This is a genomic window from Croceicoccus marinus (assembly GCF_001661675.2).
Lineage (GTDB): Bacteria > Pseudomonadota > Alphaproteobacteria > Sphingomonadales > Sphingomonadaceae > Croceicoccus > Croceicoccus marinus.
Genome location: NZ_CP019602.1, coordinates 512,923 through 527,040 on the forward strand (window position 1 = coordinate 512,923; position 14,118 = coordinate 527,040).

A 14,118-nucleotide genomic window follows, 5' to 3' on the forward strand; every position below is an offset into this window, starting at 1 on the left:
CACCCGGCACGTCAACAGACGCTTGGCATGGGCGCGATGGCAAGCTAATCGCGCCGCCATGTCTGTCGATAAAGCAACGGTCGAAAAGATCGCCTCGCTGGCCCGCATCGCCCTGCGCGACGGGGAAGCCGAGGCGTTCGTTCCCGAACTCAACCAGATCCTCGACTGGGTCGAACAGCTTGGCGAGGTCGACGTGACCGGCGTCGAGCCGATGACCGCGGTCATTCCGGGCACGCTGCGGCTGCGCGATGACGTGGTCGATGCCGACCCGCTGACCGGCGGCAACCGGCGCGAGGACGTGCTGGCCAACGCGCCCGCCGCCGAACACGGTTTCTTCGGCGTGCCCAAGGTGATCGAATAATGAGCAATCTGACCGAACTGGGCGTCGCGGCGATCCGCGACGGTGTCGCGGGCGGCGAATTCACCGCGGTCGAGGTGGCGGAGGCGTTCAACGCCAATGTCGCGGCGGCCAGCAGCCTCAACGCCTTTATCGTGGCGACCCCCGAAGCGGCGGTCGATGCGGCCAAGGCGGTCGATGCCAAGCGCGCCGCGGGCGAACCCTTGGGCAAAATGGGCGGCGTGCCGATCGGCATGAAGGACCTGTTCGCCACCAAGGGCGTGCAGACCACCGCGGCCAGCCACATCCTTGAGGGCTTTACTCCGCAGTACGAATCGACCGTGTCGCAGAAACTGTGGGACGCGGGCGCGGGCATGCTGGGCAAGCTGAACCTGGATCAGTTCGCGATGGGTTCGTCGAACGAGACGAGCTATTTCGGCAATGTCATCAGCCCGTGGCGCAGGAAGGATGGCGGCAATGCGGCGCTGGCCCCCGGCGGTTCGTCGGGCGGATCCTCGGCGGCGGTGGCGGCGCGTCTGGCACCGGCGGCGACCGGCACCGATACCGGCGGATCGATCCGCCAGCCAGCGGCCTTCACCGGCATCACCGGGATCAAGCCCACCTATGGCCGCTGCTCGCGCTGGGGCGTGGTGGCGTTTGCCTCGTCGCTCGACCAGGCAGGGCCGATGGCGCGCGACACGCGCGACTGCGCCATCATGCTCGAGGCGATGGCGGGATTCGATCCAAAGGATGCGACCTCGCTCGACATGCCGGTGCCCGAATGGGAAGCGGGGCTGAACCCCGACATGACCGGCAAGCGCATCGGCATACCGCGCGAATACCGCATGGACGGGATGGACGAGGATGTCGCGAAAAGCTGGGACGAGGGCATCGCGTGGATGAAGGACGCGGGCGCCGAGATCGTCGACATCTCGCTGCCGCATACCAAATATGCGCTGCCCGCCTATTACATCATCGCACCTGCCGAGGCGTCCTCGAACCTCGCGCGCTATGACGGGGTGCGTTACGGCTTGCGCGACCTGCCCGATGGCGCCGGGCTGCAGGACATGTATGCCGCGACCCGCGCCGACGGCTTCGGGCCCGAGGTCAAGCGCCGCATCATGATCGGCACCTATGTGCTGAGCGCGGGTTTCTATGACGCCTATTACAACCAGGCGCAGAAGATCCGCACGCTGATCGCCCAGGATTTTGCCAAGGCCTTCGGGCAGTGCGACGTGATCCTCGCCCCGACCTGCCCGACCGCAGCCTTCGCGCTGGGCGAGAAGACGAGCGATCCGCTGGCGATGTATCTGAACGACGTGTTCGCGGTGCCCGCCAGCCTTGCCGGGCTGCCGGCGATGAGCGTTCCGGCCGGCATGAACCGCGAGGGGCTGCCGCTGGGCCTGCAGATCATCGGCAAGGCCTTCGACGAGCAAGGCGTGCTGAACGCCGGGCTGGCGATCGAGAAGGCGGCGGGTTTCGTGGCGACGCCGGACCGGTGGTGGTGAACGTCTCGCCGGAATATACTCTGGCGATGGCATCGCTGAACGCCTCGCTGCAGTCGATCCGGATGATCGCGAGCACGGGCCTCGTCTCGCCGCGCGACGTCGATGTGTCGCTGGAAGGCGTGGCCCGGACGCTGGAGCATCTGCCGGACGAACTCTCGTCGCGGATCATGCCGATCCTCGACAAGCAATTCGCCGCGATCAAGCGCGCTGCCGAACTGAACTGGGACGAAGAATGAGCGAATATCGTATTCACGGCGCAACGGGCGAGTGGGAGGTCGTGATCGGCCTGGAAGTCCACGCGCAGGTCACTTCGCAGGCCAAGCTGTTCTCCTCGGCCGCGACCGCGTTCGGGGCGGAGCCCAATACGCAGGTGTCGCTGGTCGATGCCGCGATGCCGGGCATGCTGCCCGTGCCGAACCGCGAATGCATCCGCCAGGCGGTGCGCACCGGCATGGCGATCGACGCGCAGATCAACAAGTGGAGCCGGTTCGACCGCAAGAACTATTTCTACGCCGACCTGCCGCAGGGCTACCAGATCAGCCAGCTCTATCATCCGCTGGTGGGCGAGGGGCATCTGGACATCGCGCCGGACGACAAGGATCCCGAGAACACCAAGCGTATCGGTGTCGAGCGCATCCATGTCGAACAGGACGCGGGCAAGCTGATGCACGACCAGCATCCGACCATGTCCTATGTCGACCTCAACCGCAGCGGCGTCGCGCTGATGGAGATCGTGTCGAAGCCCGACATGCGCTCGCCCGCTGAGGCGGGCGCCTATGTGCGCAAGCTGCGTTCGATCCTGCGCTATGTCGGGTCGTGCGACGGGAACATGGAGGAAGGATCGATGCGGGCCGACGTCAACGTGTCCGTCCGCAAGGCAGGGGAAGAATTCGGCACGCGGACCGAGACGAAGAACGTCAATTCGGTGCGCTTCGTGATGCAGGTCATCGAGTATGAGGCGAACCGGCAGATCGACGTGCTGGAATCGGGCGGCAAGGTCGACCAGGAAACCCGCCTGTTCGATCCCGACACCGGCACAACGCGCACCATGCGGTCGAAGGAAGACGCGCATGACTATCGCTATTTTCCCGATCCGGACCTGCTGCCGCTGGAGCTGGACGATGCGTTCCTGCACGATTGCCGGGAATCGCTGCCCGAACTGCCCGACGCCAAGCGCCACCGGTATGAGAACGAGCTGGGGCTGACCGCCTATAACGCGAACCAGCTGACCGCCGATGTCGACGTCTATAATAGGTTCGAGGATGTGCTGGCGGCGACCGCCGACAAGACCGGCAAGCCGGAGAAGGACGTCGCGACGCAGGTGGCCAACTGGGTGCTGTCGGTCGCGCCGGGCGTGAAGAACGCCACCGAAGGCGCGGTGGAGGCGAACGATACCACCGCTGCCAATGCGGGCATCCTGGCGCTGGCGGCGGCCAATGTCGTGTCGGGCGGGCAGGCGAAGGAGATCTACGAGATCGTCCTGAAGACCGGCCGCGAACCGGACGAGATCGCCGAGACCGAGGGGCTGAAGCAGAACAGCGACACCGGTGCGATCGAGGCGGTGATCGACGAGGTGCTGGCCGCCAACGAGGACAAGGTCGCCGAATATCGCGGCGGCAAGGACAAGCTGTTCGGCTTCTTCGTCGGCCAGACGATGAAGGCGATGAAGGGCAAGGGCAATCCCGCCGTGGTGAACGATGTGCTGAAGGCCAAGCTGGGCTGACCTTTGCGCCGCGACGAGGCCAGACGAAAAGGGGCGCCGGTCATGGCCTGACCGGCGCCCCTTTTCCTTTGTGCGTTGCCGATTATTCGGCCGCTTCGCCCACGGTCGCGGTTTCGACCGTCAGGCCCAGCTGGTCGAGCTGCGGGCGCACCGTCGCCGCATCGCCCACCACGACCCAGACGAGGCCGTCGTCCAAGTTCTGCTCGCGCGCGACCTGGTCGAGCATGGCGGGGGTCAGCGCTTCGTACTTGGCGGGAAGCAGCTCGTAGTAATTGTCCGGGCGGTCCAGCTCGACGATATTGACGAGGCCGGCCAGCACGCCGCCGCTCGTCTCGAACGTGCCGGGCAGGCCGCGCACTTCGCCATTCACCGTCCGGACCAGCTCGTCCTCGCTCACCCCGTTGGCGGTGAGGAAGCCGTCCATCTGTTCGCGCAGCGCCGCGATTGAATCGCCGGTGCGGTCGGCCTGGACCGGCGCATAGACCGCAAAGGCGACCTGCTCTTCGGGCGAGACGAGCAGGCTGCGCACGCCATAGGACCAGCCCTTGGTCTCGCGCAGGTCCGAGTTGAGGCGTGACAGGAAGCTGCCGCCCAGCACGCTGTTCGCGGCATCCAGCGCGACGAGGTCGTCGGTACCCTTCTTGTCGATCACCTTGCCCGCGAAGATCATCGACTGCGGCGAGGCGGGCCGGTCGATCAGGATCACGCGCGGTTGCGGCGCGGGCAGCGCGACGTCGAAGTTTTTCTCAGGCGCAGGGGCGGAAGGGCGCGCCCAGTTGCCGAACGCCTGCCGGGCAAGGCTGGTGACCTGCTCCATCGTCACGTCGCCCACGACATAGAGCCGCGCCTGGTCGGGCCGCAGCCAGGTCGAATGGAACTTGCGCAGGTCCTGCGTGGTCAGTTCGGTCACGACGCTGGCTTCGCCCAGACCGCTTGGCGGAACGCCATAGGGATGGGCCGGGCCGTAGATCGCGGGCATCAGCACCTTTTGCGCGACCGCCAACGGCTGCGTATTCTCGGCATTGATGCGGTTGAGCTGCTGGCTGCGGACACGCTCCAGCTCGCTGGTGTCGAACGCGGGGTTGCGTACGTAATCGGCCAGCAGCGCGAAGCTCTGCGCCAGATTGGGCTCCAGCGCCGAGAGGGTGAACACGGTGTTGTCGCGATTGGCGCTTCCGCTGATCGAGGCGCCAAGACGTTCCTGCGCGATCGCCAGTTCGGTCGCGTCCAGCGTGGTGGTGCCGGCGTCCATCGCTTCCAGCATCAGCGACTGGGTGCCCAGCGCGTCCTTGGGATCGGCGGCGTGGCCCGCATCGAAGCTGATCTGCGCGGTGATCATCGGCACGCCTTCGCGCTGCGCGAGGTAGATCTCCATCCCGTTGTTCAGAACGGCGCGCTGGATGTCGGGAAATTCGAGCGGCTGCAGATCGCCCATCGCAGGCAGCGAGGAGCGGTCCGGTTCCGCCTTGGGAGCCGCGACCACGGGGCCGGTCATGCTGCCGGGCTGCCAGAAATATTCGGGCGTGCGCATCGGCGGCGTCTTGCCGGTGACATAGCCGCCGCGGTTCTCGCCGCCTTCCTGACGCTTGCCGGGCATGACGGTCAGGCGGAACACCGGCCGGTCGAGCCAGCGGATTGCCGCGTTCTGCACTTCCTCGGGCGTGACGGAGGCGATGCGGGCCAGCCGCTTCTTGTAGAATTCCGGATCGTCCGCATAGAGCAGGCCCTGCGCCAGCGTCGGCGCCTTGCCGTCGAACCCGCCCAGATTGTCGAGCCCGCGGATTTCCGCCGCCGCATATTGGGTGGCGGCGCGCTGCAGCTCGTCCTCGGTCGGGCCATTGGCGATCAGGTCGGCAAGCTCGGCATCGAGTGCGGCCTCGAGATCGGCCAGTTCCACGCCCGGCTTCAGATCGGCATAGACCTCGAACTGTCCGGCCTGCGCGAAGGTGCTGGTCTGCGCGACCGCCGAGACGGCCAGCTGCTTGCCGCGCACGAGCTGGTTGTCGAGTCGCGAGGACGCAAGGCCGCCCAGCACGCGCGCCGCCATTTCCAGCGGCACCGCGTCCTGGTCGTTCAGGCCCGGAATTGCCCACAGGCGATAGACGCGCGGGGTCGACACCTGGTCGTAGATCACCTTGGACACCGGCGCGTCGAGCGTAGGGACGGGAGCCTCCACCGGCTCGATCTCCGGCCCGGCGGGGATGGAGCCGAACCAGCGGTTCACCTTTTGCTTGGCGGTTTCGACATCGATGTCGCCCGCCAGCACCAGCACGGCATTGTTGGGCCCGTAATGGCCGGTAAACCAGCTTTTCACATCCTCCAGCGTGGCGCCGGAAAGATCGTCCATCGAGCCGATGGTCGAGTGATGATAGGGATGGCCCGAGGGATAGAGCGTCTCGAGCTGTTCGTATTCCACCATGCCGAAGGGCTGGTTGTCGCCCTGCCGCTTCTCGTTCTGGACGACGCCGATCTGGTTATCGAGATTTTCCTGCGTCACCGCGCCCAGCAGGTGGCCCATGCGATCGGATTCGAGGAACAGCGCGGTATCGAGCGCGCCGGTCGGCACAGTCTGGAAATAGTTGGTGCGGTCGAACCAGGTAGTGCCGTTGAAATCGGTCGCGCCGACCTGCTGCAGCGGTTCGAAGAAATCGCCGGGGGCGTTTTCCGACCCGTTGAACATCAGATGCTCGAACAGATGGGCAAAGCCGGTCTTGCCGCGCGGCTCGTGCTTGGATCCGACGCCGTACCAGACCGAAACCGCCACGACGGGTGTCTTGCGGTCTTCGTGGACCAGCACGGTCAGGCCGTTTTCAAGCGTGAACATCTGGTACGGAATGTCGACGCCCGCGATCAGCTCTTCCAGTGGGGCGGGTTCGGCCTGGGCCGGGGCCGCGGGGATAGCCTGGTTGGCGAGTGCGGTCGCGGCGGGGGCAGCCATGATCGAGACGGCCGAGGCGGCGATGAGCAGCCTTGTATTGAGGCGCATGAGATCTCCAGTCCGAAATGGCGCGTGCCCGGTCTTCCTTTCCATCCGGTGGAAGGGTGCCTGCCCGCGCAGATGGTTGCTACTGTTATCAAAAGGAGCGGCGGTTTCCAGCCAATTGCGGACTTTCGTCGAAGGGAATCGCGTTTTCGTCGATCAGGGGCGTCCGGGGCAGGGTTGAAATTGCCGGGCGCTGTCCGAAATTCATGCCGGCAGCGAAAAACGCGTCTCAAAAACGGGTGCAGGAGGCTTGTGTTGTAAATAGGCAACACTATCTTGTGTTGGATCGAAGGTGCCGCTGTTGGGCCTTCGGCGTCAATTGGCCTGCCAAGGCAATGAGGGGCAACATCCCATGAATCTGGAAAAATTCACCGATCGCGCCAAGGGCTTCCTGCAAGCGGCGCAGACCGTGGCGATCCGCATGAACCATCAGCGGATCAGCCCGGCGCATATTCTGAAGGCCCTGCTGGAAGACGGCGAGGGCATGGCATCCGGCCTGATCCAGCGCGCGGGCGGCAATGCCGGTTTCGCGCAGGCCGAGATCGACGAGGCGCTGGGCAAGGTGCCGCAGGTGTCGGGCGGCGGGGCGCAGCAGACGCCGGGCCTGGACAACGATGCCGTGCGCATGCTGGACCAGGCCGAGCAGCTGGCGACCAAGTCGGGCGACAGCTATGTCACCGTGGAACGGCTGCTGCTGGCGCTGACCCTGGCGACCACGACGTCTGCAGGGCAGGCGCTGAAGGCTGCGAACCTGACTCCGCAGGCGCTGGAGGCGGCGATTACCGAGCTGCGCGGCGGGCGCAAGGCCGATACCGCCAGCGCCGAGGAAAGCTATGACGCGCTGGAGAAATACGCCCGCGACCTGACCGAGGCTGCGCGCGAGGGGAAGCTGGATCCCGTGATCGGCCGCGACGAGGAAATCCGCCGCACCGTGCAGATCCTGGCCCGCCGCACCAAGAACAATCCCGCGCTGATTGGCGAGCCCGGCGTGGGCAAGACCGCCATTGCCGAGGGGCTGGCGCTGCGCATCGCCAATGGCGACGTGCCGGATTCGCTCAAGGATCGCCGCCTGATGGCGCTCGACATGGGCAGCCTGATCGCGGGCGCGAAATATCGCGGCGAGTTCGAGGAACGGCTGAAGAGCGTGCTGGACGAGGTGAAGGGCGCAGAGGGCGAGATCATCCTGTTCATCGACGAGATGCACACGCTGATCGGCGCGGGCAAATCCGAAGGCGCGATGGACGCGGGCAATCTGCTGAAGCCCGCGCTCGCCCGCGGTGAGCTGCATTGCATCGGCGCGACCACGCTGGATGAATACCAGAAATATGTCGAGAAGGACCCCGCGCTGCAGCGGCGTTTCCAGCCAGTGTTCGTGGGCGAGCCTACGGTCGAGGACACGATCTCGATCCTGCGCGGGCTGAAGGAGAAGTACGAGCTTCACCACGGCGTGCGCATCACCGACGGGGCGATCGTCGCGGCCTCGACGCTGTCGAACCGCTATATCTCGGACCGCTTCCTGCCCGACAAGGCGATCGACCTGATGGACGAGGCCGCCAGCCGCATCCGCATGGAGGTGGAGTCCAAGCCCGAGGAGATCGAGAACCTCGACCGCCGGATCATCCAGCTGAAGATCGAGGAATCGGCGCTGTCGAAGGAAACCGATTCCGCGTCGCAGGACCGGCTGGCCTCGCTGCGCGAGGAACTGGCGAACCTTGAGCAGCAGTCGAGCGAGCTGACCACCCGCTGGCAGAACGAGCGCGACAAGATCGCGGCCGAGGGCAAGATCAAGGAAGAGCTGGACCAGGCCCGCATCGAGCTGGAACAGGCGCAGCGCGCGGGCGACCTCGCCAGGGCGGGCGAGCTGTCATACGGCAAGATCCCGGCGCTGGAAAAGCAGCTGTCCGAAGCCGCCGCGCAGTCAGAAAACGCGCTGCTGCGCGAGGAAGTGACCGAGGACGACATCGCCGGTGTCGTCAGCCGCTGGACCGGCGTGCCAGTCGACCGGATGATGGAGGGCGAGCGCGAGAAGCTGCTCAAGATGGAGGAGGTCATCGGCACCCGCGTCATCGGGCAGGAACAGGCGGTGCAGGCGGTGTCAAAGGCGGTGCGCCGCGCGCGTGCGGGCCTGCAAGATCCGAACCGCCCGCTGGGCAGCTTCCTGTTCCTGGGCCCCACGGGCGTCGGCAAGACCGAGCTGACGAAAGCCCTGGCCGAATTCCTGTTCGACGACGACAGCGCGATGGTCCGCATCGACATGTCGGAGTTCATGGAGAAGCACGCGGTTGCCCGGCTGATCGGCGCTCCTCCGGGCTATGTCGGCTATGAGGAAGGCGGCGTGCTGACCGAGGCCGTGCGGCGCAGGCCATACCAGGTCGTGCTGTTCGACGAGGTCGAGAAGGCGCACAGCGACGTCTTCAACGTGCTGCTGCAGGTGCTGGACGATGGCCGTCTGACCGACGGGCAGGGCCGCGTGGTCGATTTTTCGAACACGCTGATCATCCTGACCTCGAACCTGGGTAGCCAGTACCTTGCCAACATGGACGACGGGCAGAAGGTGGAGGATGTCGAGCCGCAGGTGATGGACGTGGTGCGCGGGCATTTCCGCCCCGAGTTCCTCAACCGGCTGGACGAGATCATCCTGTTCCACCGCCTTGGCGCCGAACACATGGCGCCAATCGTCGAGATCCAGGTGAAGCGCGTGCAGAAGCTGCTGAAGGACCGCAAGATCGTGCTGGACCTGACCGACGCGGCCAAGCGCTGGCTGGGACGGGTCGGCTACGATCCGGTCTATGGCGCAAGGCCGCTGAAGCGCGCGGTCCAGCGCTATGTGCAGGACCCGCTGGCCGACATGCTGCTGGGCGGGCAGGTTCCCGACGGATCGACGGTGCATATCGACGAGGGGGACGGGGCGCTGAATATCTCGGTCGCCTGATCCGGTCTGCACTCATGGCGGCGTGCCCGATCGGCTTGACCCCGGCGGGCGCGCTGTTAGCGTTCTGACCATCTGACAGGCGGATGCCTGCATGTATTGGAAAAGCTGGATGAAGAAGGCGAAACAAACTGGTTCCACCTCGGCGGCGGCGGCGTTGGCTTTCCTGGCCGTCTCCTTGGCTTCGCCCGTCGCACACGCACAGGAGGAGCGGGAATCGCGCCTTCTGGCGCCGTTCGCGGAATGCGGATCGATCAGCGAGAATGCAGAGCGGCTGGCATGCTTCGACATGGCGCTTGACCGGCTGCCGGAAATTCGTGCTGCCGAAGAGCGGCGCGATGCGCAGTTGAGTGCCGACACCTTTGGCCTGACCCAGCGCGAAAGGCAGGACGCCGGACCCGGGCCTTTCGCAGATGCCGGGGCGGACGCGGCTTATGCCGCCGGTCTGGACCGTGATGAAGAAGGCAATTTCACGATGACCATGACGATCGAGGACGTGCTGGTGAACGAGAGGCGCAGCACGGTAATCCTGTTCGACAACGGGCAATTGTGGCGAGAGACCGGGAACGGCAATCTGCGGGGGCTTCGCCGGGGCTGGGAGGCGACCATATCGTCGAGCGACTTCGGCGGGTACCGGCTGCGCGTTCCCAATCGCAACGGATTCATGGGGGTGCAGCGCGTTCGCTGATTCCGCTGGCGGCAGCGCATAACGGTGCGGCGGCTTGTGTGAAACGCGCGACGTGCGACGGTCGCCGGTGGAGCGGTATCGCGATCGCGCTTAAATCTTCAGGCGCAAAAAGGAAGGGGGGTGGAGGCCGAAGCCTCCACCCCCCTTTTCATCTTCGTCTCGGTGTACCGATCAGAAGCTGAGGTCAGCCGTCAGCATGAAGCGGCGGCCAAGTACGTCATAGTTGCTCGGATAGGTGTTACCCGAGTTGTAGGCCGTCGAACCGATGTAGGACGATACGATCGGAGCCTTCTTGTCCAGCAGGTTGAAGACCGAGAACGTCATCCGCAGGTTGTCGGTGATCTGGTTGCGGTAGGTCGCATCGAAATAGCTGCGCGCACCGATCTCCGTGTACTCGGGCAGGATGCCCGAATCTTCAAGCACGAAGCCTTCGTCGTTCAGCTCTTCATACTTGAGTGCGTCCATCCAGGTCCACAGCACCGAGAATTCACCGGCGGTGCCGAAATCGAGCCCGACGCGCGTGTTGAAGCTGAATTCCGGCTGCGGGGGATCGCAATCAACGCCGTATTCACCCGAACAGATCAGCGCATCCGACGTCGGCGAGGCCTTGAAGTAATACTCCTTGGTCCAGTTGCCGGTGACGTCGAAATTCACACCGCCGAAGCCGGTGGGAAGCGCGTAGGTAAGACGAGCATCGACACCCGAGGTCTTGATGGTGCCCTGGTTGGTAAGGTTCAGCAGCAGACCCGGAGTGTCGCCACCACCGTTGAGCGAGCCATTGAGCGGATTACGGACGATCAGCGCGCAGGCATCCTCGTTGAAATCCTCATAGCACGGATCGAGGATGTCGCCCGGTGTCGGGGTGGTGATCGCGTCGGTTACCTTGATGTTGTAGTAATCGACGGTCAGCGACAGGCCGGGAACCGACAGCGGAGTCAGGACCGCACCAAGCGTCCAGGAGTCAGCCTTTTCGGTTTCCAGATCGGGATTGCCGCCGCTCGTGGCGTTGATCTGCCCAGCATTCGGCTCGGGGATCTGGCCGATTTGACCAGCCGGAGCACCCTGCGAGATACAGATATTCGTCAGCGTGGCATTGCCAACCGGATTGGCGCCCTGGCAAGGATCGAACGCCAGGTTCGACAGGCCCGTGGTGACCGGATCGAACAGTTCGCCGATGTTGGGTGCACGTTCCGAACGCTGGTAGATGCCGCGGATCTTGTAACCCGGTGCGACTTCCCAGTTACCGCCGGCCTTCCAGGTGAAGGTGCTGCCTGCATTCGAATATTCCGAATAGCGAGCGCCGACTTCGGCCGACAGGTTGTAGATGAACGGCACGTCTTCGACCAGCGGGACGATTGCTTCGCCAAAGACTTCCCAGACGTCATACTCACCCGAGAACGAGGGAGCGGGCGCACCGGTGCCAAGCACTTCGTCCTGCGTCGCGCTTGCGGCGTCGGACTGCTGTGCAGCGCGGTAACGGCGATATTCCGAACCGACAGCGACACCGATCGGGGTCTGGGCGAAGAGGAACCCTTCCGGAGTCAGGTCGCCGCTGATGTTCCCGCTGACGACCGAAAGGGTCGTCTTGGTCGTTCCGATCGCAGGAGCATTGAAGAAAGCGATCGACTGCGGATCGATCGACTGCCCGTCACCGAACAGGTTGATCGGATAGCAGCCGTTCGAATCGTCAAGGCAGGTTTCGGCATCAGTCGTGCGGAGAGCCTGCTGCACACGCGACTTGAGGCCCCAGTTGACGTTGGTTTCGGTACGATCCGATTCGCCGTAGGTACCGTAGAGGTCCCAGTCCAGAAGTTCGGTCAGGGCGCCGCGCGCACCGGCCCAGATCTGGAACTGATTGGTGACATAATCGGTTTCGCGGGGACCCATTTCGACGAAGCGACGATTGATCGTGGTCGCTACTTCGGTGCCGCTTGCGATGGCGCCGGCGCAATCCGCGATTTCGTTGTCGGCGCAGAGCTGTGCCTGGATTGCCGGCGTGAGGAACGCGTTGTTCAGCGGAAGCTGCCACGTGTCGCCGAACATGCCCGACGGGGCAAGGGCCAGCGAAACGGTCGACTTCGTGAACATGCCCTTCGCATAAAGCTCGATCGAGTCGGCAACTTCGTAGTTTGCCTGACCGTAAACGTTGAAACGTTCCATCGGGGTTTGGAAGTAGTTGAAGGGTGCGAAGTTAAAGCTGCTGTAATACGGAACCAGCGAGCCGGTTTCCGGATCATACTGATCGCCGTTGAGGCGAGTCGGAACTGCCGTGCCCGAACCGAGCTCCTGGCCGCCGACGAACAGCGTCTGCCTGGAAACATCGCGGTCGCCCTGAAGCACCGGGTCGATCGTCTGGTAACCGACGTTCAGCACGGCATTGCCGCGGCCGTCGTCGAGATTGGCACCCAACGTGACGTCGGTGCGGAAACGCTTGCCGTCGCCGTCTTCGTTCAGGCCAATCGAGGTGGTGACGTTCGCGCCTTCGAAATCACGCTTGGTGACGAAGTTCACGGCACCCGAGATCGCGTCGGCGCCATACACCGAGGATGCACCGCCGGTCAGGATGTCGACGCGTTCGATCAGCGCGATCGGAATGATGTTGAGGTCGGTCTGCGACGCAGTGCTGGAAGGCACGAGGCGAGTGCCGTCGAGCAGGATCAGGTTGCGGTTCGAACCGAGGTTGCGCAGGTTGAAGGTAGCGAAACCGCCGCTGCCATTGTTGACGTTGTTGCCGATGCCCGGTGCCACGCCCGGAAGCTGGCCCAACAGTTCTTCGGCATTGGTCGCCTGGCGAAGCGAGATCTCGTTTTCGCCAACCACGTTCACCGGGCTCGACTGTTCGAGATTCGGGTTGGTGATGCGCGAGCCGGTGACGATGATGGCTTCTGACTGTGCGGCTTCCACTTCGGCTTCGGTCTGCGCCTGCGGCTCGACCTGAGCAAACGCGGGGGTGGTGCCGATAAGCGCCACGACCCCGAGTGCCGTGCCAGCGCGAAGCGCCGGCTTCCGGATGTGAGTGAGTTTCATAATTGCAGTCCCTATAAGATGGCCCCAGGGCTTCGGCTGCTGTCGGCCCCAGTATTCCAACTTCAATTCACCCGTACGCGAACTGAAGCTTCGCGTTGATTGACCATTCGCTTTGTGATTGCAAAAGCGATGGTATCAGGAGTAACGTTTTTGAAATGTAGCGTTGCACATTCGCAACAACGACTGTGGCCTTATAGATTCCGACGACGGCCCGCCCTGTTTGCCCAGGGTGACATGTCGGATTGCTTGGGGTGTGAACGAACGGGATCGACGGATCGGGAGGGCTCTCGATGGGACCGAGGGGATCGGGATGGAAGTAGACCGCAAAGACCACTGCGTGGGTTATGAGCGCAAGGGCGAGGGCGCGCCAGGGATGCGCTCATGACGGCTGAGAGATCGCGCCTTGCAGAATTCCTTCCCTATCGTCTTTCCATTACCTCGAACGCGGTTAGCCAGCGTATTGCGGTGGAGTATCGATCGCAATTCGATCTGAAGCAGACGGAATGGCGCGTGATGGCGGTTCTGGGTGATGTCGGGCCGCTGACGCAGCGCCAGCTGGTCGGTGCCACCTTCATGGACAAGGTTGCCGTGAACCGCGCATGCAAGGCGCTGGTCGACGGCGAACTGGTGAAGCGGGATCGCAATACCTTCGACGGCCGTTCTCATCTGCTCGAATTGACAGAGAAGGGCACGGCTCTTCACGCGCGTGTAATGCCCCTCGCCCTGCGCATGGAGGCCGAGATCATGAGCTGTCTTTCAGCCAAGGAGCGCAGGGATTTCAGCAAGACGCTCGACAAGCTCTTCGCCAAGGTCCGGGATATTGATTTGGATGCATGTGCCGATGACGAGTGAGTTCCGGGGGCGGTCGCCCATCGTTTCGCGCTTCGATCAACGCTAGGATAGGGGCGGCGCCGGTTGGTCCG

9 protein-coding genes are annotated in these 14,118 nt (G+C 64.1%); 7 read left to right on the forward strand and 2 right to left on the reverse strand.

The window, feature by feature from the left end:
- Positions 1 to 58: 58 nt before the first annotated feature.
- The 4 genes from gatC to gatB are packed head-to-tail and all read left to right on the forward strand — an operon-like array spanning position 59 to position 3,568.
- Entirely contained in the window at positions 59 to 361 is a 303-nt protein-coding gene (gene gatC, locus A9D14_RS02545) for an Asp-tRNA(Asn)/Glu-tRNA(Gln) amidotransferase subunit GatC (RefSeq protein WP_066842693.1), read from the forward strand.
- Positions 361 to 1,845 carry an Asp-tRNA(Asn)/Glu-tRNA(Gln) amidotransferase subunit GatA gene (gene gatA, locus A9D14_RS02550; RefSeq protein ID WP_066842695.1) on the forward strand — a complete coding sequence of 495 codons (1,485 nt, stop codon included), beginning with the start codon at positions 361 to 363 and terminating at the stop codon, positions 1,843 to 1,845. Before gatC ends, gatA begins: the two co-directional genes overlap by 1 nt.
- Positions 1,842 to 2,081 (forward strand): hypothetical protein, encoded by a 240-nt coding sequence (locus tag A9D14_RS02555; RefSeq protein ID WP_157668111.1) that lies wholly within the window; start codon positions 1,842 to 1,844, stop codon positions 2,079 to 2,081. Before gatA ends, A9D14_RS02555 begins: the two co-directional genes overlap by 4 nt.
- The gene (gene gatB, locus A9D14_RS02560) at positions 2,078 to 3,568 is read left to right on the forward strand and encodes an Asp-tRNA(Asn)/Glu-tRNA(Gln) amidotransferase subunit GatB (RefSeq protein ID WP_066842699.1); all 1,491 of its coding nucleotides are present in this window, start codon (positions 2,078 to 2,080) and stop codon (positions 3,566 to 3,568) included. The genes A9D14_RS02555 and gatB overlap by 4 nt, the downstream gene beginning before the upstream one ends.
- Positions 3,569 to 3,650: 82 nt before the next feature.
- On the opposite strand, the gene A9D14_RS02565 is transcribed toward gatB, so the two are convergent.
- Positions 3,651 to 6,554 (reverse strand): M16 family metallopeptidase, encoded by a 2,904-nt coding sequence (locus tag A9D14_RS02565; RefSeq protein ID WP_066842701.1) that lies wholly within the window; start codon positions 6,552 to 6,554, stop codon positions 3,651 to 3,653.
- Positions 6,555 to 6,903: 349 nt separating this feature from the next.
- On the opposite strand from A9D14_RS02565, the gene clpB reads away from it, so the two are divergent.
- Together clpB and A9D14_RS02575 are read left to right on the forward strand one after the other, a co-directional pair.
- On the forward strand, positions 6,904 to 9,483 hold the full coding sequence (gene clpB, locus A9D14_RS02570) for an ATP-dependent chaperone ClpB (RefSeq protein WP_066842703.1): 2,580 nt from the start codon (positions 6,904 to 6,906) through the stop codon (positions 9,481 to 9,483).
- A gap of 109 nt (positions 9,484 to 9,592) precedes the next feature.
- Positions 9,593 to 10,168, forward strand: a complete 576-nt coding sequence (locus A9D14_RS02575; RefSeq protein ID WP_157668112.1) for a hypothetical protein — start codon at positions 9,593 to 9,595, stop codon at positions 10,166 to 10,168.
- 171 nt (positions 10,169 to 10,339) lie between these two features.
- Here A9D14_RS02575 and A9D14_RS02580 read toward each other — a convergent pair whose 3' ends face one another.
- Positions 10,340 to 13,255 carry a TonB-dependent receptor domain-containing protein gene (locus A9D14_RS02580; RefSeq protein ID WP_157668113.1) on the reverse strand — a complete coding sequence of 972 codons (2,916 nt, stop codon included), beginning with the start codon at positions 13,253 to 13,255 and terminating at the stop codon, positions 10,340 to 10,342.
- Positions 13,256 to 13,576: 321 nt separating this feature from the next.
- Here A9D14_RS02580 and A9D14_RS02585 point away from each other — a divergent pair, with 321 nt between their 5' ends.
- The gene (locus A9D14_RS02585; protein WP_066842708.1) at positions 13,577 to 14,047 is read left to right on the forward strand and encodes a MarR family winged helix-turn-helix transcriptional regulator; all 471 of its coding nucleotides are present in this window, start codon (positions 13,577 to 13,579) and stop codon (positions 14,045 to 14,047) included.
- The last annotated feature ends 71 nt before the right edge of the window (positions 14,048 to 14,118 follow it).

Excerpts from the sequence above, each read along its gene's own strand:
- gatC (WP_066842693.1), top strand. The coding sequence starts at position 59 with ATGTCTGTCGATAAAGCAACGGTCGAAAAGATCGCCTCGCTGGCCCGC.
- gatA (WP_066842695.1), top strand. The coding sequence starts at position 361 with ATGAGCAATCTGACCGAACTGGGCGTCGCGGCGATCCGCGACGGTGTC.
- gatB (WP_066842699.1), top strand. The coding sequence starts at position 2,078 with ATGAGCGAATATCGTATTCACGGCGCAACGGGCGAGTGGGAGGTCGTG.
- A9D14_RS02565 (WP_066842701.1), bottom strand. The coding sequence starts at position 6,554 with ATGCGCCTCAATACAAGGCTGCTCATCGCCGCCTCGGCCGTCTCGATC.
- clpB (WP_066842703.1), top strand. The coding sequence starts at position 6,904 with ATGAATCTGGAAAAATTCACCGATCGCGCCAAGGGCTTCCTGCAAGCG.
- A9D14_RS02575 (WP_157668112.1), top strand. The coding sequence starts at position 9,593 with ATGAAGAAGGCGAAACAAACTGGTTCCACCTCGGCGGCGGCGGCGTTG.
- A9D14_RS02585 (WP_066842708.1), top strand. The coding sequence starts at position 13,577 with ATGACGGCTGAGAGATCGCGCCTTGCAGAATTCCTTCCCTATCGTCTT.